Raw genomic sequence first — 17,982 nt, forward strand, 5'->3', positions numbered from 1 at the left:
TATCGAAGTGCGCTCTTGACGTGTGCCGAGAGCGGGTTGTGCCCATCGGGAGTCCATCGGCAGCCCAGCGGGAGGCGACGATGCCTGAGGCAGTCCGCGCGCGCGGGCTACGCCATCGTCGACCAGGAACTGGAGGAGGGGCTGCGCTCGGTCGCCGCCCCGGTGCGGGACCGGGGCGGCGAGGTGGTGGCGGCGGTGAACATCCCGGTACGCGCGAGCCGCAACTCCGTGGACTCCTTATGCCGCGATCTGCCGCCCCACCCGCCGGCGACCGTGGCCCGCGTCGAGGCGGACCTTCAGGACCTGCGGCTCACAGGTCGAGCACGAGCCGCTTCCCGAGACACCGCGAGACACAGATGAGCATGGTCTCACCGGCCTCCCGCTCCTCCTCCGTGAGTACCGAGTCCCGGTGGTCCGGGGTCCCTTCGAGTACGTCGGTCTCGCAGGTCCCGCAGGTGCCCTCGGTGCAGGAGAAGAGCACCTCGACACCGGCGGCCCGCACGGTGTCGAGGACGGAGGCGTCCGACGGAACGGTCAGCGTCTGCCCCGAGCGGTCCAGGACCACCTCGAACTCGGTGTTCCCCCCCGCCTCTTGAGACTTCGGCTGGAAGCGCTCGACGTGCAGCACCCCGGCGGGGCAGCGTTCCTCCACCGCGTCGAGGAGCGCCCCGGGGCCGCAGCAGTAGACGAGGGTGCCCTCGGGGACCCCGTCGAGCACGGAAGCCAGGTCCAGCAGCCCCGTCTCGTCCTGCGGAGCGATCCGCACCCTGTCCCCGTACCGGCCCAATTCCTCGGTGAACGCCATGGATTCACGTGTCCGCCCGCCGTACAGCAGCGTCCACTCGGCGCCGGCCTCCTCCGCGGCGGCCAGCATCGGCAGGATCGGGGTGATGCCGATACCGCCCGCGACGAACCGGTACCGCGGGGCGGGCTTGAGGGCGAAGTGGTTGCGCGGCCCTCGGACGCGCACCTTGTCGCCCTGCCCCAACTGCCCATGGACGTAAGCCGATCCGCCGCGCCCGTCGGGCTCCCGGAGTACCGCGACGCGCCACGCCCGCCGGTCCGCCGGATCACCGCACAGCGAGTACTGCCGCTCCAGGTCCGGCCCGAGGACGACGTCGATGTGGGCGCCCGGTTCCCAGCAGGGGAGTTCCTCGCCCAGCGGGTGGCGCAGGGTGAGCGCGAGCACGCCGTCGGCCACGGACTCCCGTCGCTCGACGACGAGTTCGGCTTCGTACAAGGTCATGACCCGTTTCCTCGTGGTGCGTGTCCGTCGGGGTGGGCGAGCATCCACTCCCACATCTCGATCGGGTCCTGGGCTGTGTGCTCGGCGCCGCAGTGGCAGGTGCCGTGCAGGACGTCCGTGCCGGGGAGCCAGTCGACGCGGTAGATCTCGCCGGTGCGGCTGGTCACTGGACCTTCTCCATCGGCTTGTCGCCCTCCTCGACCAGCCGGGCGAGGATACGGCGGGCGGCGAGACCACCGGTGTCGATGTTGATGCTCAGCTCCTGGTACCCGGCCCGCTCCGAACCGAGCGTCTTCTGCAGCAGGTTGAGCGCGTCCACGTCCTGCATCACGACCGTGTGGTTGAAGTCCCGCAGGAACGTGGTGACTTCGTCGTCGTCGCGGGCGAAGTCCCGGGAGACCGCCCAGAAGTCGTACACCTTGCCGTCGGCGGACGGCGTGATGGCGTACGTGATCTCGGTGTGGAAGGCGTTCGGGTCGCTGCCGTCCGCCTCGGGCAGCACGCCGACCGGCGCGATCCGGCTGTGCAGCAGGTACAGACACGGTGCGTGGTACTCGATGTCCTGCCAGCGCGTGATGCGGCCCTCGATGCCGGTCGAGCGGGCGTAGAACGGCGGACACTCGGCGTCGGCCATGTGCCGGCTGACCCGCACGATCCCCGCGCCCTCGTCGACCTCGGTGGAGATCGGTGTCTCGGCGACCTCGGGGGTGCCGATGTAGCCGCCGTGCAGATAGGTCTCGTGGGAGAGGTCGAGGAGGTTGTCGACGAGCAGCCCGTAGTCGGCGTCGATGGGTTCCATGCCGCAGACCGTGGTCCAGTCCGGGGAGTCCATGTGCCGGGCGCGCGGGATGGTGAGCGGGTCGGCGAGCGCCGGGTCGCCTATCCACACCCAGACGAACGAGTCCTGCTCGACGACCGGGTACGAGGCGACCCGGGCCGTGCGCGGAATGCGCTTCTGCCCGGGCACGTACACGCAGGCACCCGTCGTGTCATACGTGAACCCGTGATACCCGCACACGATCCTGTCGCCGTCGAGCCGGCTCTCCGAGAGGGGGAAGCGGCGGTGCACACAACGGTCGGACAGGGCGACGGCCGTCCCGTCCTCCTCGGCACGGTAGAAGACGAGCGGCTCACCGAGGATGGTCCGGCCGAGCAGCTCGCGACCCACCTCGTGCGTGTAGGCGGCTACGTACCACTGGTTCCTGGCGAAGGCGGTCATGTGCGGCATGGCTGCGGCTCCCGTCGTTGGGCGATGGCGACATCGTCCGGAAGGGCGTCGCGGCACCGCAAGACCTCTTCCGCCTCACGGAAGGGACTGGGAAGACTGCCTGATCAGGGCGGGGGATCGTCTGCGGGAGTGAAATCAGGGGTGCGCTGAGCCGGCGACATCGCTGAGCGTTTCCGCCGGTGGTTTGCGTCAGCTTGGTGCTTCCGCTTTTCGATGTATAGGAAGTTTGAGCATTTTCTATCGATTGTTGCGCCGCAAACTGTCGGTACACCGGCAGAAGTTGCATCACTGCAGATCAGGCATGATCACTTCCGCGTTGATAGGTCCTGGGGTCGAATCCGGGTCGAACTTGCCAAACTTTCGCCTCTCCAGCGCGTAGTTGCAGGTCAGGAGTACGTTGAGGTGGCGTGGTGTCAGGCGGCGTGAGAGCAATTGCTGAGCGTGTGGTCCTGAAGGATGTACGCGAGCAGATTCTTGGTCTGCTGGTGGTACACGTCCACGTGTACTTCTGACCTGCAAAAATGAATGAAATGTCTTGGTGAGAAGCAGAGTTGGGCCGCGCCTGGTCCGGATCTTGCGAGGCGGGATCCGGGTGTCGGGCATCGGCGCGGGGAGCGTCCCCGGTGCGACATGGCACAGGGCGTAGATCCAGTCCTGTGCGGTCCAGGTGGTCCACGTCGGGGAGATACGCGCAGGTCAGATCCCTGTGGCCCAGGCGCGTTGCCCCTGTTGGTGGGAGGCGAGGAGGCCTCGTCGGCTGACGACAGTGGTGTGGCTTCGGTTTTGCATCGCGCAGCGCCGTTTCGGCGAGGTCTGGATGCTCGACTGCTCACGGCCCATGGGCTTCGTGGTCCTGGGCTCTACGAGGTGGTCGCGTCCCGGCATTGATCTTTCGCGCAGCCGTGCGACTTGATCGTACGTGCCGGATGATCTGCCACCGCGGGGCAGAATAGTTCGCGCGCCGCAGGTACGCGGGCGGTCCGGGGGAGGGCGTCGTGAAGTTCAGAAGGAGAACGCTGGAGATGCTCGGCGACCTCATTTGCGGGAACCTCGGTGCGGACATTCCTCAGGGCGATGCCGAGCCTCGGTACTTCCCGTACCGGTCGAGCACGTACATCACAGAGTTCTTCGGGGAACTCGACATGGACTGGGAACATGACGGTTCGACGCGTCATCGTTGGGTCGCGGATGTGCTGGAGCAGCTGCTGGCGGAGCCGCACGAGGGGCTTGCGCATCCACCGGAGTCATTCTCCAGGGTGATCGACCACCTGATGAGTCCGGCGGACGCTCTCAACGAGGGGCGCGAGCGCCCCAATGCCTTGCGCTTGCTGAACAACGTGCTGTCCCGCGAGGGGTTTGAAGCCTTCTACGGGGAGGATCAGCACTGCTACCTACGGCACATCGGAACGAACACCGTCTCAGCATTGGCCAAGAGTCCGCATCGTCCTCTGAGCCTGGCCGAGACGCGGAGACGTGCGGCCCTTGCTGCGTTCTTGGACACATGTAGTGAGGACGCGCTCATCGAAGAGGTGCTGCTGCCGTTGTTCCGACAACTGGGGTTTCACCGGATCACCGTGGCCGGGCACCGGGACAAGGCGCTGGAGTATGGCAAGGACATCTGGATGCGCTACACCCTGCCGACCCAGCACTTTCTGTACTTCGGCATCCAGGTGAAGCGCGGCAAGCTGGATGCGACTGGAAGGTCCAGGGCGGGCAATGCCAACATCGCTGAGATCCATAATCAGGCGCTGATGATGCTGGCGCACGAGATCTTTGACCCCGAGACCAACCGACGTGTCCTCGTCGACCATGCATTTATCGTGGCTGGCGGGGAGATCACCAAGGCTGCCCGCAACTGGCTGGGCAACGCTTTGGACGCGGCGAAGCGAAGCCAGATCATGTTCATGGATCGCGACGACATCTTGAACCAGTTCGTCGTGACCAACTTGCCGCTGCCTGTAAGCGCTTCGCTGCCGGGTGCAATGCCGCCGTGGGGTGTCAGGGACGCACGATTCTGACGCCGTCGACGCAGGTGCTATCGCGCCTGCTGGTCGACCTCGCCTGGGTGGCTCCCCTACCGGCCGCATGCCGGAGGTGGGCAGACCAGTCCGATGGCGCGTCACCGAAGTACGGGCAGATGACTGTGACACGCACGAACTCGTCCACGTTCAGGGCAGATACCACTCGCGCCCGGGCGGGCCGGGGTAGATCGGTCCGGTGCTGGGCCTGCCCGCCTAGACTGTGCCCCGGATCCTGACCCGCCACGACCTCAACCGGCTCGCGTGGCTCGACGGGCCCACCGGCACCGTAGTCCGTTGCTGCGAACGTGACCGCCCAGGCAAGCTGATCCTGACCGCAGACGGGTGGATGTCCTGGTGGGCGATGATGCCGTACAGCTCGACGGCGCCGGCCGTTCCGTGCGCGGGCTCGGCACGATCGCGGCGATCGGCGTACGTCGTGGCCCGCCATCGAGGGCGCCCGTCAGTGAGCGGCTGACGGGCCATCAGGCCCGGCCGGACGCGCGTACATCCATGGGGACGGTGGCGGGTGCGCGCCTGGCCGAGTCCTGTTGTTCGAGCGAACCGCCGCCCCACCCGATGCACTGTGTACGGTGCCGCCTCGTTGGCTTGCCGGACCGAACCAGGGGTGCTTGGCCCAGAAGGCGGGCGCCTCTGAGTGTGTCATCCGCACGCGCCTACAGGCCGGTCACTTCGGCGGCGAACCGCAGGGCCGTGCGGAACAGGGGCTCGGGGTCGGCAACGTTGGCCCACATGTGGTCGGCGCCCTCGACCGAGTCGAACCGCACGGTGGCGCCTGCCTTTTCGAGGGCGTGTGCCAGGTCTGCGCTCTGCTGGAAGGGAACGTGGCGGTCGGCCGTACCGTGCGCGATGAGGAAGGGCGGGGACGCACCGTGCACATGGTTGATCGGGCTGGCCGCCCGGGCCATCTCTGGGACGGCAGCGGGTCGAGCGCCCAACAGCCGGGCCTCGCACGAGTCTTCGGCGGCTTCGTTGTGCGGATCGGACTGCGAGCCGAGAGCGAGGAGGTCCGCGGGGCCGAACCAGTCGATCACCCCCACGATGTTGCTCATGCCGGGCTTCAGGGCCAGCAAGGCCGAGAGATGCGCCCCGGCGGACGAACCCCACAGGACGATCCGGCCGGCGTCGAAGCCGCGCCTGGCGTGTTCGCGCGGCGCGCCGACGGCCCTCGTATGACGTCGCCGTCGGCGTCGAACCCTTGGGTGATCCGGTCGGTCCTTTTCGGGCCGGGCCCGTGGGCAGGTCCGATCACGCTTCGGGTGACGTCCTCGCCCTGAGTGCGGAAGTCGAGGCATACCCGGCGGCCACGCCAGCCATGCTCCGGGGACGTTTTGACGCAACGGCAAGGCCATGCGCGGGCGCGGCGAGGATCGACGCGGCCCGGCCAGCGGTGGCGCTCTGACACGTCGTCGGCGGTTGGTCAGAACGGGCAATGGGCCTGCTGGGTCGCGATGGTCACCCAACGAGTGTTGGAGAACGCCTCGAGGCACCACCGTCCGCCGGACCGGCCGTAGGCCGAGGCCCTCGGTGCCACCACACGGCACCTGCGGCTCGGCGGCCACGGACCAGTCGTTGATTTACACGATGCCGGAGTTGATCATACGGAGCCGTCGGGGGCGTGCGTTGATGCGATCGGCGAGGTAGCCCTGTGAGGCGGCACGGACAGCGGGATCGGGCTTGTGAGCCTGCTGCTGCCGGCTCTGTGCTGTCGAAGTTTTCGATCCGTCGTGAAGGGGCGGTTCGTTGAGGTCTCCCCTTCACGACGGGAGAGCGCTTCAGCCCCGGCTCAGGGGTGACGCGCGTCAGCGAAGCGCGGAGCTCGCTTCTCCGTGAAAGCGGCCATGCCCTCGGCGTGTTCCGGGCTGCGGGCCGCGATGCCCTGGCCGTCGGCTTCGGCGGCCACCACCTCGGCGATGGGGGCCTGGGCGGCGAGGCGGAAGACGCGCTTGGTGAGGGCGAAGGCACGGGCGGGACCGGCCGCCAGGGCGTCGGCGCGGGCCTGGGCCTCGGCTTCGAGACCTTCGGCCGGGACGACCGTGTTGATGAGGCCGAGACCATGAACTTCCCGCGCGCTCAACGAGCGGCCGGTGGTGGCCAGTTCGAAGGCGCGGATGTGACCGAGCGCACGTACCAGGACACTCGAGACGCCTGTGTCGGGGACCAGCCCCACCTTCCCGAATGCGCAGGCGAAGCTCGCGGTGTCCGCGGCCACCACCAGATCGCAGACCAGGGCCAGGCCCATACCCGCTCCGACAGCGAGGCCATTGACCGCCGCGATCACCGGTGTGTCCATCCCCGTGATCGCGGTGACCAGCGGGTTGTAGGTGTCCCGTACGGTCGCGCCCGCGTCGACGAGTTCGTGCCGCGCGGACAGATCCTGGCCGACACAGAAGGCGCGCCCGGAGCCGGTCAGGACGACGCAGCGCACGTCCGGATCCTCGTCGGCCCGGCGCAGGGCGGCCAGGAGGGAGCGGCGAGTGGGCTCGTCCAGGGCGTTGAGCCGGTCCGGGCGGTCCAGGGTGATCCATTCGACCGGGCCCTTGCGGGCAGTGGTCACCGTGTTCATGCACGGGCCTCCTCGACGGGAGGGGTGTGCAGATTGCTGTTCTCCGTACCGTGACCGGAGTAGCCGCGGTCGACATACGGGAAGGCGTCCAACTCGGTGTCCCCGTCCGCGTGCTGCCGGTAGTAGGAGCGGATCTCGGTGATCCGGCCGTCGGGGCCGAAGGTGAACCACTCCGCCCCGCGGGTGGCGACCCGCCGTTCGGTGTCTTGAGGAGTCCAGTACATCGTCCACTCGATGACCGCCTCACCGTCGCCGTCGAGGATGTGGTCGATGACCCAGACCGCGTCGATGAGGCGGTGCACCTTGCGCCAGTAGCGGGCCAGGTGTTCACCGCCGCGCACCGGCGCGGAGCCGGGGTTGGGAGCGAGGAAGTAGTGCACGACGTCCTCGGCCAGCGTCTCGCGCATCAACTCGACATCGCCGGTGCTGCAGCCGTCGTAGTAACGGCTGATCGTCTTCAGGTGTGCGCCCGCGGTCATCGCTGGATCGCCTTCGTCTCGGTGAACTCGTCGATGCCGTGTGTGCCGAACTCCCGCCCCAGGCCGGACTTCTTGTAGCCGCCGAAGGGTGCGGCCGGGTTGAAGGCAGCCCCGTTGATGTCGACCTGCCCGGTACGGATGCGGCGGGCCACGGTCAGCGCGCGCTCCTCGTCGGCGCTCCACACGCCGCCGGCCAGGCCGTACGGGCTGTCGTTGGCGATGGACACGGCCTCGTCCTCGCTGTCGAAGGGGACGATGACGAGGACCGGGCCGAAGATCTCCTCCTGCGCGAGACGGGAGGTGTTGTCGACCCCGGCGAAAATCGTCGGCTGTACGTAGAAGCCCTTGTCGAGTCCGTCCGGGGCGGCGGCACCGCCGAGGACGAGTTTGGCGCCCTCGCTCTCGCCGAGGCGGATGTAGTCGCGGACGGTCACCTGCTGCTGGGCGGAGGCCAGCGGGCCGAGGCGGGTGGCTGGGTCGAGTGGGTGGCCGAGGGTGAGTCGAGCGGCGGCGGCACGGGCGAGGTCGACTGCCTCGTCCTGCTTGTCGCGCGGGACCAGCATGCGGGTCCAGGCGGAGCAGGTCTGGCCGGAGTTGAGGAAGGCGTTGTTCACGCCCGTCTTCACGGCGCGGCCCAGGTCGGCGTCGGGCAGGATCACATTGGCGGACTTGCCGCCCAGTTCGAGGGAGACGCGGGTGATGTTCGCGGCCGCGGAACGCATGACCTTCGCTCCGGCTTCCGTCGACCCGGTGAAGGAGACGACGTCGACGCCGGGGTGCCCGGCGATCGCCTCGCCCACCTCGGAGCCGGGGCCGGACACCAGGTTGAACAGCCCGGAGGGCAGGCCGAGCCGGTCCGCCACCTCGGCGAAGACGTCGGCGAAGGCGAACGCGGCGAGCGGGGCGACGCCGGCGGGCTTGGCCACCACCGAGCACCCAGCCGCGACCGCGCCGCCGACCTTCGCGACGAGCTGGTGCAACGGGTAGTTCCAGGGCGTGATCGCGCCGACGACACCGGCCGGCTCACGCACGACGAGGGAGTTTCCGACTTCGTGCTCCCACTCGTACGAGGTGAGCGTGTCCGCGAAGGCGCTCAGCACCGCTGACGGCAGCCCGACCTGGACGATCCGGGAGATCTTGAGCGGTGTGCCGACCTCGAGGCTGATCAGGCGGGCGATCGAGTCCTGCCGCTCGGCGAGCCCCGCGCTCAGTGCACGCAGCGCCTCGACACGCTCGGCGACGCTGCTCGTGGCCCAGGCGTCGGAGGCGGCCCGTGCGGCGATCACCGCCGCGTCGACATCCTCGGCGCTGCCGCGCGGTACGAAGCCCAGCTCGGAACCGTCGGCGACGTTGATCACCGTGTCGGTCGCGTCGGAGGCGGAGTAGCGCCAATCGCCGTCGATGTAGAGGGCGTTGCGCTCGGTCAGGGCGGGGTCGGGGGAGGGGTACTCGCTCATGTCGTGCTCCGGGTGGGGGAGGAGTGGTCGTGGAAGCCGGCGCCGCTCTTGCGGCCGAACCGTCCCTCGGCGACGAGGGAGAGCAGGCCGTCGGCGGGCTTGAGGCGCGCGTCGCCCGATGCCTGGTGGAGCATCGACTGGGCGGCGGCGGTGACATCGGTGCCGATCAGATCGATCAGCTCGAAGGGGCCCATCGGGTGCCCGAACGCCTCACACATCAGCGCGTCGGTCTCGATGGCCGTGAACGCTCCGGCGTCGAGGGCGCGTACGGCGTCGTTCAGGTAGGGGATGAGCAGGCGGTTGACGACGAAACCGCGTTCGTCGCCGCAGCGCACCGGCACCTTGCCGATCCTTCGGACCCAGGCGCAGGCCGCGTTCACCACGTCCTCGTCGGGGCCGGTGACCTCGACCAGCTTCATCGCCTTGGCGGGGTTGAAGAAGTGCAGCGCGATCACGGTGCGCCAGGCCGGGAGCCCGGCACGGATCTCGGCGACCGTGAGGGAGGAGGTGTTGGTGGCAAGGACGGTGTCCACCGGCAGCGCGTCGTCCAGGAGCCTGAGCAGTTCCTGCTTGACGGCGAGGTCCTCGGCGACGGCCTCGATGACATGACCGCAGTCGGCCAGGTCGCCCGGGTCGGTCGTCAAGTGCAGGTGGGCCAGCGCGCGTTGATGTAGATCATCGGTGAGGCGGCCTCTGGCGACAGCCTTTCCCAGACTCGTGGCGACCGCGTCGTGAAGGCGTTCGGCCGACGCCCGCGTGCGGCCCAGGACGATGGCGGGCACATCGGCGCGCACCAGTGCCTCGGCGATGCCGGACGCCATGGTGCCCGTGCCGGCGACGCCCACCGGGTGTTCCCAGACTTCGGCGGCCGTCTCCTGCTCGCTGCGGTCGGGCTCGACGACCGCTTCGGGTGGCTCGGGCAGCCCGGCAGCGGCCCGTACGGCCGGATCCAGGTGCCGGAGCAGGGTGAGCGGTCCGACCGGGTGCCCGGCACCCAGCCGCATGGCGGTATCGATGTCAGCGGGGGAGGCCAGCCCGGAGCCGGCCAGGGCGACCGCGTCCCGCAGCAGCCCGCTGAACAGGGACAAGGCGGCCTCGTTGGCCGGCTCGCCGGATTTCATGTCTTGACTCATGCTATCTACCTTCCGGACGGTAGATAACGTAAAGTGACCGCGCCACGGTGTCAACAGAACCGAAAGGACGGGCCATGGCGGCACATCTCCACCCCGATACCGCGGAGTCCGCGTCCCTGAGCAAGGTCGTCAGCGACCCGGGCCAGGCCGTCGCCGACATCCGCGACGGCGTCACGCTCGCGGTCGGCGGCTTCGGCTCCTGCGGCATACCGAGCCTGCTGATCGACGCCCTCCACACGGCGCGGCCGCGCGGCCTGCACGTCGTGTCGAACAACTGCGGCATCGATGGCTGGGGCCTCGGCATCTTGCTGGAGGCCGGCCAGATCGACCGCGTCACCGCCTCCTACGTCGGCGACAACAAGGACTTCGCCCGCCGCTACCTCTCCGGCGAGCTGGAGGTGGAACTCATCCCGCAGGGCACCCTCGCGGAACGACTGCGCGCCGGCGGCTCGGGCATCCCCGCGTTCTTCACCCCCGCCGGCGTCGGCACCCAGATCGCCGAGGGCGGCCTGCCATGGCGCTACGCCCCCGACGGTTCCGTCTCGGTAGCCTCGCCCCCGCGCCGCACCGAGGTCTTCGACGGACGCGAGTACGTCCTGGAGCGCGCCGTCAGAGCCGACTTCGGCCTCGTACGCGCCTGGAAGGGCGACACGGACGGCAATCTCGTCTTCCGTCAAGCCGCCCGCAACTTCAACCCACTGTGCGCGATGGCGGGACGTGTGACCGTCGCCGAGGTTGAGGAACTCTACGAGCCGGGCGACCTCGACCCCGACGAGATCCAGCTGCCGGGCATCTTCGTCCAGCGCGTCGTGCCGATCGACCCCGAGGGTCCGGGCGCCGAGAAGCGCATCGAGAAACTGACCGAACGCCGAGCCGGCACGCAGCACGAGGAGACGACCCGATGAGCCTGACCCGCGAGCAGATCGCCGCCCGAGCCGCCCAGGAGCTGAGTTCGGGTCAGTACGTGAACCTGGGCATCGGCCTGCCCACGCTGATCCCCGGGTTGCTTCCGCCGGGCGTGCGGGTCCGGCTGCACAGCGAGAACGGGATCCTCGGTACCGGTGACTACCCGCTGCCGGGCGAGGCCGACCCGGACCTGATCAACGCGGGGAAGGAGACCGTGACCGTGCTGCCGGGCGCCTCCTTCTTCGACTCTGCCATCTCCTTCGCCATGATCCGTGGCGGCCACGTGGACGTCGCCGTACTCGGCGCCATGCAGGTGTCGGCCCATGGCGACCTGGCGAGCTGGGCGATTCCCGGAAAGATGATCAAGGGCATGGGTGGTGCCATGGACCTGGTGCACGGCGCCCGGCGGGTGATCGTCGCCATGGAGCATGTCACGCGCAAGGGGGAGCCGAAGATCCTGGACCGCTGCACGCTCCCGCTCACCGGAACCCGCGTCGTGCACCGAGTGATCACGGACCTGGCCGTGCTCGACGTCAGCAACGACGGACTCGTGCTGCGCGAGACGGCCCCCGGTGTGAGCGCGGCGGACGTGCGGGCGAACACGGCCTGCTCCATCGAAGTCCTGGACGACGTCACGGAGATGGACCTCGGAGAAGTGGGCATGCGATGACCGGCCGCCTTCCCGGCCCCGCACCGGCCGACGAGGAAACCCGACGCCTCCTGGAGCCCTATCGACTCCCGGACGGCCGCCCGCTGCCCATCTTCCAGGCCCTCGCCCACAGCCGTGCCGCGCTCGACGACTTGCGCCGGGCGACGGCCGCCTGTCTGCAGGGCACCGCGCTCCCTCCCCGCACCCGCGAGATCGCCGTCCTGCGTGTGTGCGCCCGGGCAGGGGCGGAGGCGGAGTGGGCGGTGCACGTGGAGATGTTCGCCGAACAGGCCGGGCTGGGCGTGGACGAAGTACGGGCGACGGCGGCGCCGGGCGTCCAGGACCTGTGGCCCGTCCGGGACGCGCTGGTGATCCGACTGGCCGACGAGATCCACGACGGCTGCACCGTCTCGGACGAGCTGTGGATCGGCTTGGCGCGCACGTACGCTCCGCAGGAGATCGTCGAACTCCTGCTGGTCGTCACCCAGTACCTCAAGGTGGCCTGTCTGACGAACGCGCTCGGCCTGCGGGCGCCCGAGGGGCTGCCCGCCCTGCCGCGTGACATAGAGTGACCGGCGGTTGGCAGCGGAAACGGGAGAGGTGCCGGTGGCGGACGCACGGAGCGCGGGCCTGCGGATGTCCGGGGAACAGCGCAAGGCATTGATCATGAAGGTCGCGGCCGAGCTGTTCGACACACGCGGTTACTCGGACGCCCCCATGGAGGCCATCGCCCAGCAGGTCGGCATCCGCAAGGCCTCGCTCTACTACTACTTCCCGAGCAAGGACGCCCTCCTGGTGCAGATGCACCAGGAGATGATCGACCTGATCATCGACGCCCAGCAGCACCGCCTCGACGAGGGCGGGATGGGACCGCGCGAGCTGCTGCTCGCGATCATGACCGACCTGGTGTCGTTGATGGAGACCCACCCGGGACATCTGCGGGTGTTCTTCGAGCACTTCCGCGAGCTTCCGGATACGGTCCGGGACGAGATCGCCGGGAAGCGCGACCGCTATCTGCAGATGCTCGTGGACGTCCTCGATCGCGGGGTCGCCGAGGACGAGTTCCGGGTCGCCGACCCCCGCCTGACCGCCCTGGCCGTCCTCGGCATGTGCAACTGGACCTACCAGTGGTTCCGGCCCGGCGGCGAACGCGACGCCGCCGAGGTCGCACGCTACTTCTACGACACGCTGCTCGGCGGCATCGGCGACGGGCAGCACGCCTGATCAGCCGTTCACAGCTGCTTCAGGCCGCCGGCCACCTCGGCCATGATCCCGAGCAGCCACCGGTGCCCCGGATCCAGCTGATGGCTCGGATGCCACCAGGCGGCCTGGCTCACCGCGGGCAGCGGCACGGGAAGGATCACCCGGCGCAGCGGCAGGCCCGGGGACGCCCGCAGCACTCGCTCGTGGACCAGGGCCAGCAGGTCACTGCCGACGACCAGGCGGCCCAGCGCTGTGAAACTCTGCACGGTCACCGTGGCGCGCCGGTCCACACCGAGCGCTGCCAGATGGGCATCGGCCGGTGAGGCGAGCGGCGACGGAGCGTACGGCACCACCCAGCGGGCCTTGGGGGCGTCCTCGAAGGACAGCATGCCCGGAGTCACCGTGTTGCCCTCCCAGGCCACGCACACCCACCCGTCGGTGTACAGATCGCTGCTGGGCAGATCGCTGAGCAGACCGCGCGCCAGGACCAGGACGTCGGTCTCAGCGAGCCTGGTGAGCGGATCGTGGATGACGCCGGGGTCGACGGGCTCGAAGTCGAGGCGGACGTCCGGCGCGGCTGACTGGACGGCGGTGACCAGGGCGGGGCCGAGAACGGTGAGGACCGAGTCCGAGCAGTGGACGCGGAAGCGCCGGCTGGAACTCTCAGGCTCGAAGCGTGGGCGCGCGGTCAGCAGCCGGGAAACCCGCTCCACCGTGTCGCCCAGTTCTGCCCGCAACCCCTGGGCCACCGGCGTGAGCTCGTAGTGCGTGCCCTTCCGCTCCAGCAGCGGATCGTCGAAATGCCTGCGCAGCCGGCCCAGCGCAGCGCTGGCCGCGGGCTGGCTCAGCCCCACCCGCTCGCCGGCCCGGGTCACGTTGCGTTCTTCCAGGAGCGCATGCAGGACCACGATCAGGTTCAGATCGAGTGCAGGAAGCTCCAACTCGCCCTCCAGGAACGGGAATCGGCAGGTATTGGCTGGGTGGATGGCGCACCATACGGATCATTTGTTGGCCCACCGCAGGGGCCGGACAGCATGCTGCTGTTCACATCGACGTTACACGGATGTCGATGTTGCACAGCCTTGCGAAGGAGCATGCGCATGGGGTCCTCGATCGACCACGCCGGGACGTGGGCGCTCGGCAGTTTCTCCCGCGATGACCAGCCGGTTTTTCCGGCGCTGGTGTGCCGGGACAGAGTCCTCGACCTCTCCGCGAACGATCGGGTCGGCCGCCCCGACTCCGTCCTGCGGCTGCTGGAGGACTGGGACGCCGCCCGCGCCGTACTCGACACGCTTGCCGCGGACGCGCCGGAGTCGGACTGGATCGCTCTGGACGGGCTGGAGGTGGCCGCCCCTGTCGCTCCTCGCCAGATCTTCCAGGCCGGTGCCAACTACCGCACCCACGTCATCGACCTCGCGGTCAAGCACCACGACCCGTCCGACGGGCGTACACCCGAGCAGGTGCGCGCGGACGCGGCGGCCCAGATGGACAGCCGTCTGGAGCACCCGCCGTACGTGTTCACCGGCCTGCCGAGCGCGATCTGCGGCCCGTACGACGACGTCGTCCTGCCCGCTCATGGCGAGAAGCCGGACTGGGAGCTGGAGTTGGCCGCGGTCATCGGCCGTCCCGCTCGCAACCTCGACCCCTCCGAGGCGCTCGACGCGGTCGCCGGCTGGACGATTGTCAACGACCTCACACTGCGCGAGCTCGTCCTGCGCCGCGACATGCCCGAGCTCGGTGCGGACTGGCTGGCCAGCAAGAACGCCCCGACCTTTCTGCCTACCGGACCGGTGATCGTCCCCCGGTCCGCCGCACCGGAGCCCGCGGACTTCCAACTGACGCTGAAGCTGAACGGCCAGGTCATGCAGAACGAGTCCGCCAAGGACATGATCTTCGACGTGGCGCGCATCGTCGCCCACTGCTCCAAGGTCGCCACGCTGCTCCCGGGTGACCTGGTGCTGACCGGCAGCCCGGCCGGCAACGGGCTCGTCCATGGGCGCCTCCTGCGGCCCGGTGACGTCATGGACGCTGCCATCACCGGCCTCGGCGCCCAGCGCAACGCGTGCGTCGCGGAGGCGTGATGACTGCCTCCTACGCCCCCGCGGTGGACGTCCACGCCCACCTCGGCGTGCCCGCCGTCGACCAACTCATCGCCAATGAACCCAGACTGGCCCGCCAGCGTCAGATCGACGCCGCCGCGCTCGGTCCGGAATCGCAGGCCGTGAACGTGGCACAGATCGGTGCGCTGGCCGCCCGCCTCACCGACCTGGACCTGCGCATCGAGGCCATGGACCGCGCCGGCGTGGACATCCAGGCCGTCAGTGCGGTCCCCCTCCCGCACTCCTGGGCGGGGCGCGAGCTCGCCGCGCGGATAGCCGCGGCGTCCAACGAAGCCGTCGCCGGCTACTGCGCCAAGCGGCCCGACCGCCTGGTGCCCATCGGGGCCGTCGCGCTTCAGCATCCCGACCTGGCGGTACGCCAACTGCGCAGCGCCGTCCTCGACTTCGGTATGCGCGGGGTGCAGATTTCCACCTCCGCCGCGCCCGGTGTCGAACTGGACGATCCTTCTCTGGCCGACTTCTGGGCGACGGCCGAGGAACTGGGGGCCGCAGTCCTCATCCACCCATGGGGATGCACCCTCGGTGAACGGCTGAACTCCTACTACCTGTTCAACACGGTCGGCAACCCCGTCGAGACGGCCCTCGCCCTGTCTCGCATCGCCTTCTCCGGGCTCCTCGAACGCCACCCCGCCCTGCGGATCTGGGCAGCTCACGGCGGCGGCTACCTGCCCACCTACCTGGGGCGCGCCGACCACGCCTGGCACCACCGCCCCGACGCCCGCACCACCGCCGCCCCCCCCAGCGCACAGCTGGGCCGCATCTGGGTCGACTCCCTCGTCTACGCCCCGCACCAGCTGCGCCACCTCGTCGCGGCACTGGGGCCCACCCAGGTCACCCTCGGCAGCGACTACCCGTTCGATATGGGGGTCGAGGACCCCGTCGACCGGCTGCTCGCCGCCGGTCTCGACGCCGAGACCGTCACCGCCATCCGTGGCGGCAACGCCCAGCGCCTGCTCGGCCGCCTGCCCGGCTTCCCGCACGAACCGTCCATCGCGTCCATCGGAGGTGTCCAATGACGGGCCGTCTGATCACCCATCTGCGCCATGTCGACCTCGCCGTACCCGACTTCGAGAAGCAGCGCGAGTTCTACACCAACCTCTGGGGCCTGACCCAGGTCGCCGAGGACAACGGGATCGCGTTCCTGGCCGCCGAGGGTTCACCGGAGCAGTACATCGTGCGGCTCCGCAAGGATGCCGAGAAGCGACTCGACCTCATCTCCTACGGTGCCCACGACCGTGCCGCCGTCGACACGCTCGCCGAGCAACTGGCGGCGAACGGTGTGCAGTTGGTGCACGAACCCCGGGACGTGGACACGCCCGGCGGCGGCTACGGCTTCCGGTTCTTCGACGGCGACGGACGGACCATCGAGGTCAGCTCCGACGTGGAGACCCGCCGGCACCGCAAGATCGAGGAGAAGGAGGCGATCCCGGTCCGCATCTCCCACGTCGTGGTCAACTCCGCCAACCCCGAGGCCACCCGCGCCTGGTACGAGAGGCACCTCAGCTTCGCCCTGTCGGACGCGCTCACGCTGCCGCACCTGGGCGACCTCATGTACTTCATGCGCTGCAATCCACAGCACCACAGCATGGCCATCGCCCGCGGCCCGCACACCTCCCTGCACCACGTCTCGTTCGAGATGCGCGGCGTCGACGAGTACATGCGCGGCTCCGGACGGCTCCTGCGCGCCGGGGTGACCAAGGTGTGGGGTCCCGGGCGCCACATGGCCGGCAACAACACCTTCTCCTACTTCCTCGACCCCCACGGCAACACCATCGAGTACACGACGGAGCTGGAACTGCTCGAAGAGGACCACTGGCACCCCAGCCACTACGACGTGACCAACCCGGAGACCCAGGACCAGTGGGGCACCGCCAACCCGTTCAACGAACTGGTGGCCAAGGAGAGCTACAACGACGTCGACCGCGGCTGCTTCGTCGCACCCCCGGTGTGAGGTGACCCGATGAACGTCATCGACGAGTACGGCAGCGACCCGGAGGCGGCGATCGCCCAGGCCGCAGCCCGCTGCAGCAACTGGAACCGCTGGGGTGCCGACGACGCCCTCGGCACCGTCAACTTCCTCGACGACAAGGTCAGGGCGCACGCCGCGACGCTGGTCCGCAAGGGAGCGACGTACTCCCTGTCCCTGCCACTTGACGAGAACGGCCCGCAGAACGGGTGGAAGCGCCGGGTCAACCCGGTGCACACGATGATGTCCACCGGTCAGGACACCGCCGCCCAGATGGGCACACCGCACGGCCTGACCGCGGCCGACGACGCCGTCTACATGCCGCTGCAGTGCGGCACCCAGTGGGACGGCCTCGGCCATGTCTTCGACCATGGCATCGGCTGGAACGGGCGGCGCGGCGCCGAGATCGTCACCAGCGAGGGCGACTCGGCGACCGGCATCGAGAACCTGGCGGCGCCCCTGGTCGGCCGCGGCGTCCTGCTCGACGTGGGCCGAGCGCTGGCGGGTGAGACCGGCGAACTCGACGACGCCTACCCCATCACCGCCGACGATCTGCGGACCACCATCGAACGACAGGGCGCTACGAGTGACGTGCGCCGGGGCGACATCGTGCTCGTCCGCACCGGCCAGCTGTCCCGGGTCAGGCGCGGCATGGACCACGGCGAGGGCTGGGGCACGTATGCCGGCGGCCCCGCCCCGGGCCTGTCGTTCGGCACCGCGGACTGGCTGTATGGCTCCGAGATCGCCGCCATCGCCACCGACACTTGGGGCTTCGAGGTACGGCCGAACGAGTTTCCCGGGTCCTTCCAGCCGCTGCACCAGGTGGCCCTGCCCCACATCGGGCTGCTGGTGGGGGAGATGTGGGACCTCGACGCGCTGGCTGAGGACTGCGCCTTGGACGGCACCTACGAGTTCCTGCTCGCCGCTCAGCCGCTGCCCTTCACCGGGGCCGTGGGCTCTCCGGTGAACCCCGTCGCCGTGAAATGACCG

At 69.3% G+C, this 17,982-nt stretch carries 18 protein-coding genes and 2 pseudogenes; 11 read left to right on the forward strand and 9 right to left on the reverse strand.

The window, feature by feature from the left end:
- Positions 1 to 84: 84 nt before the first annotated feature.
- A pseudogene (locus AB5J50_RS43345) lies at positions 85 to 360 on the forward strand (IclR family transcriptional regulator C-terminal domain-containing protein); the annotation flags it as partial.
- Here the strand turns inward: AB5J50_RS43345 and AB5J50_RS43350 are convergent.
- Genes AB5J50_RS43350 through AB5J50_RS43360 form a run of 3 tightly spaced genes read right to left on the reverse strand, consistent with a single transcriptional unit; the run spans position 311 to position 2,474 of the window.
- Positions 311 to 1,246, reverse strand: coding sequence for a 2Fe-2S iron-sulfur cluster-binding protein (locus tag AB5J50_RS43350; protein ID WP_369264072.1), 936 nt, complete (start codon positions 1,244 to 1,246; stop codon positions 311 to 313). The pseudogene AB5J50_RS43345 and the gene AB5J50_RS43350 overlap by 50 nt on opposite strands.
- On the reverse strand, positions 1,243 to 1,413 hold the full coding sequence (locus AB5J50_RS43355) for a hypothetical protein (RefSeq protein ID WP_327433522.1): 171 nt from the start codon (positions 1,411 to 1,413) through the stop codon (positions 1,243 to 1,245). The genes AB5J50_RS43350 and AB5J50_RS43355 overlap by 4 nt, the downstream gene beginning before the upstream one ends.
- The gene (locus AB5J50_RS43360) at positions 1,410 to 2,474 is read right to left on the reverse strand and encodes a Rieske 2Fe-2S domain-containing protein (RefSeq protein WP_369264073.1); all 1,065 of its coding nucleotides are present in this window, start codon (positions 2,472 to 2,474) and stop codon (positions 1,410 to 1,412) included. The genes AB5J50_RS43355 and AB5J50_RS43360 overlap by 4 nt, the downstream gene beginning before the upstream one ends.
- Before the next feature lie 995 nt (positions 2,475 to 3,469).
- Between AB5J50_RS43360 and AB5J50_RS43365 the strand changes: the two genes are divergently transcribed.
- Positions 3,470 to 4,492 carry a hypothetical protein gene (locus tag AB5J50_RS43365; protein WP_369264074.1) on the forward strand — a complete coding sequence of 341 codons (1,023 nt, stop codon included), beginning with the start codon at positions 3,470 to 3,472 and terminating at the stop codon, positions 4,490 to 4,492.
- 178 nt (positions 4,493 to 4,670) lie between these two features.
- Positions 4,671 to 4,823, forward strand: a pseudogene (locus AB5J50_RS43370) (IS481 family transposase); the annotation flags it as partial.
- A 346-nt stretch (positions 4,824 to 5,169) separates the two neighbouring features.
- Here the strand turns inward: AB5J50_RS43370 and AB5J50_RS43375 are convergent.
- The 5 genes from AB5J50_RS43375 to AB5J50_RS43395 all read right to left on the reverse strand — a co-directional run bounded on the left by AB5J50_RS43375 (position 5,170) and on the right by AB5J50_RS43395 (position 10,148).
- Positions 5,170 to 5,865, reverse strand: coding sequence for a prolyl oligopeptidase family serine peptidase (locus AB5J50_RS43375; RefSeq protein WP_369264075.1), 696 nt, complete (start codon positions 5,863 to 5,865; stop codon positions 5,170 to 5,172).
- Between the two features lie 434 nt (positions 5,866 to 6,299).
- On the reverse strand, positions 6,300 to 7,079 hold the full coding sequence (locus AB5J50_RS43380) for an enoyl-CoA hydratase/isomerase family protein (RefSeq protein ID WP_369264076.1): 780 nt from the start codon (positions 7,077 to 7,079) through the stop codon (positions 6,300 to 6,302).
- Positions 7,076 to 7,558 (reverse strand): nuclear transport factor 2 family protein, encoded by a 483-nt coding sequence (locus tag AB5J50_RS43385; RefSeq protein WP_369264077.1) that lies wholly within the window; start codon positions 7,556 to 7,558, stop codon positions 7,076 to 7,078. Before AB5J50_RS43385 ends, AB5J50_RS43380 begins: the two co-directional genes overlap by 4 nt.
- On the reverse strand, positions 7,555 to 9,015 hold the full coding sequence (locus AB5J50_RS43390) for an aldehyde dehydrogenase family protein (RefSeq protein ID WP_369264078.1): 1,461 nt from the start codon (positions 9,013 to 9,015) through the stop codon (positions 7,555 to 7,557). The genes AB5J50_RS43385 and AB5J50_RS43390 overlap by 4 nt, the downstream gene beginning before the upstream one ends.
- A complete protein-coding gene (locus AB5J50_RS43395) occupies positions 9,012 to 10,148 on the reverse strand; it encodes a 3-hydroxyacyl-CoA dehydrogenase NAD-binding domain-containing protein (protein WP_369264079.1) in 1,137 nt (378 codons plus the stop codon). The genes AB5J50_RS43390 and AB5J50_RS43395 overlap by 4 nt, the downstream gene beginning before the upstream one ends.
- A 74-nt stretch (positions 10,149 to 10,222) precedes the next feature.
- On the opposite strand from AB5J50_RS43395, the gene AB5J50_RS43400 reads away from it, so the two are divergent.
- From AB5J50_RS43400 to AB5J50_RS43415, 4 genes are read left to right on the forward strand one after another with little or no spacing between them, the layout of a single operon-like run.
- Complete coding sequence (locus AB5J50_RS43400; RefSeq protein ID WP_369264080.1) at positions 10,223 to 11,053, forward strand: CoA transferase subunit A; 831 nt, start codon at positions 10,223 to 10,225, stop codon at positions 11,051 to 11,053.
- Entirely contained in the window at positions 11,050 to 11,724 is a 675-nt protein-coding gene (locus tag AB5J50_RS43405; RefSeq protein ID WP_369264081.1) for a CoA transferase subunit B, read from the forward strand. Before AB5J50_RS43400 ends, AB5J50_RS43405 begins: the two co-directional genes overlap by 4 nt.
- Entirely contained in the window at positions 11,721 to 12,275 is a 555-nt protein-coding gene (locus AB5J50_RS43410; RefSeq protein WP_369264082.1) for a carboxymuconolactone decarboxylase family protein, read from the forward strand. Before AB5J50_RS43405 ends, AB5J50_RS43410 begins: the two co-directional genes overlap by 4 nt.
- Before the next feature lie 34 nt (positions 12,276 to 12,309).
- Entirely contained in the window at positions 12,310 to 12,927 is a 618-nt protein-coding gene (locus tag AB5J50_RS43415; RefSeq protein WP_369264083.1) for a TetR/AcrR family transcriptional regulator, read from the forward strand.
- An 8-nt stretch (positions 12,928 to 12,935) separates the two neighbouring features.
- Here AB5J50_RS43415 and AB5J50_RS43420 read toward each other — a convergent pair whose 3' ends face one another.
- Entirely contained in the window at positions 12,936 to 13,847 is a 912-nt protein-coding gene (locus AB5J50_RS43420) for a LysR family transcriptional regulator (RefSeq protein ID WP_369264084.1), read from the reverse strand.
- A gap of 153 nt (positions 13,848 to 14,000) precedes the next feature.
- Between AB5J50_RS43420 and AB5J50_RS43425 the strand changes: the two genes are divergently transcribed.
- Genes AB5J50_RS43425 through AB5J50_RS43440 form a run of 4 tightly spaced genes read left to right on the forward strand, consistent with a single transcriptional unit; the run spans position 14,001 to position 17,979 of the window.
- On the forward strand, positions 14,001 to 14,987 hold the full coding sequence (locus tag AB5J50_RS43425; protein WP_369264085.1) for a fumarylacetoacetate hydrolase family protein: 987 nt from the start codon (positions 14,001 to 14,003) through the stop codon (positions 14,985 to 14,987).
- Complete coding sequence (locus AB5J50_RS43430; RefSeq protein ID WP_369264086.1) at positions 14,987 to 16,042, forward strand: amidohydrolase family protein; 1,056 nt, start codon at positions 14,987 to 14,989, stop codon at positions 16,040 to 16,042. Before AB5J50_RS43425 ends, AB5J50_RS43430 begins: the two co-directional genes overlap by 1 nt.
- The gene (locus tag AB5J50_RS43435) at positions 16,039 to 16,977 is read left to right on the forward strand and encodes a VOC family protein (RefSeq protein WP_369264087.1); all 939 of its coding nucleotides are present in this window, start codon (positions 16,039 to 16,041) and stop codon (positions 16,975 to 16,977) included. The genes AB5J50_RS43430 and AB5J50_RS43435 overlap by 4 nt, the downstream gene beginning before the upstream one ends.
- Before the next feature lie 9 nt (positions 16,978 to 16,986).
- Complete coding sequence (locus tag AB5J50_RS43440) at positions 16,987 to 17,979, forward strand: cyclase family protein (RefSeq protein ID WP_369264088.1); 993 nt, start codon at positions 16,987 to 16,989, stop codon at positions 17,977 to 17,979.
- Positions 17,980 to 17,982 lie beyond the last annotated feature (3 nt).

The organism is Streptomyces sp. R35, assembly GCF_041053035.1.
Taxonomy (GTDB): Bacteria; Actinomycetota; Actinomycetes; order Streptomycetales; family Streptomycetaceae; genus Streptomyces; species Streptomyces lutosisoli.

Excerpts from the sequence above, each read along its gene's own strand:
- AB5J50_RS43350 (WP_369264072.1), bottom strand. The coding sequence starts at position 1,246 with ATGACCTTGTACGAAGCCGAACTCGTCGTCGAGCGACGGGAGTCCGTG.
- AB5J50_RS43360 (WP_369264073.1), bottom strand. The coding sequence starts at position 2,474 with ATGCCGCACATGACCGCCTTCGCCAGGAACCAGTGGTACGTAGCCGCC.
- AB5J50_RS43375 (WP_369264075.1), bottom strand. The coding sequence starts at position 5,865 with ATGGCCTTGCCGTTGCGTCAAAACGTCCCCGGAGCATGGCTGGCGTGG.
- AB5J50_RS43380 (WP_369264076.1), bottom strand. The coding sequence starts at position 7,079 with ATGAACACGGTGACCACTGCCCGCAAGGGCCCGGTCGAATGGATCACC.
- AB5J50_RS43385 (WP_369264077.1), bottom strand. The coding sequence starts at position 7,558 with ATGACCGCGGGCGCACACCTGAAGACGATCAGCCGTTACTACGACGGC.
- AB5J50_RS43390 (WP_369264078.1), bottom strand. The coding sequence starts at position 9,015 with ATGAGCGAGTACCCCTCCCCCGACCCCGCCCTGACCGAGCGCAACGCC.
- AB5J50_RS43395 (WP_369264079.1), bottom strand. The coding sequence starts at position 10,148 with ATGAGTCAAGACATGAAATCCGGCGAGCCGGCCAACGAGGCCGCCTTG.
- AB5J50_RS43400 (WP_369264080.1), top strand. The coding sequence starts at position 10,223 with ATGGCGGCACATCTCCACCCCGATACCGCGGAGTCCGCGTCCCTGAGC.
- AB5J50_RS43405 (WP_369264081.1), top strand. The coding sequence starts at position 11,050 with ATGAGCCTGACCCGCGAGCAGATCGCCGCCCGAGCCGCCCAGGAGCTG.
- AB5J50_RS43410 (WP_369264082.1), top strand. The coding sequence starts at position 11,721 with ATGACCGGCCGCCTTCCCGGCCCCGCACCGGCCGACGAGGAAACCCGA.
- AB5J50_RS43425 (WP_369264085.1), top strand. The coding sequence starts at position 14,001 with ATGCGCATGGGGTCCTCGATCGACCACGCCGGGACGTGGGCGCTCGGC.
- AB5J50_RS43430 (WP_369264086.1), top strand. The coding sequence starts at position 14,987 with ATGACTGCCTCCTACGCCCCCGCGGTGGACGTCCACGCCCACCTCGGC.
- AB5J50_RS43435 (WP_369264087.1), top strand. The coding sequence starts at position 16,039 with ATGACGGGCCGTCTGATCACCCATCTGCGCCATGTCGACCTCGCCGTA.
- AB5J50_RS43440 (WP_369264088.1), top strand. The coding sequence starts at position 16,987 with ATGAACGTCATCGACGAGTACGGCAGCGACCCGGAGGCGGCGATCGCC.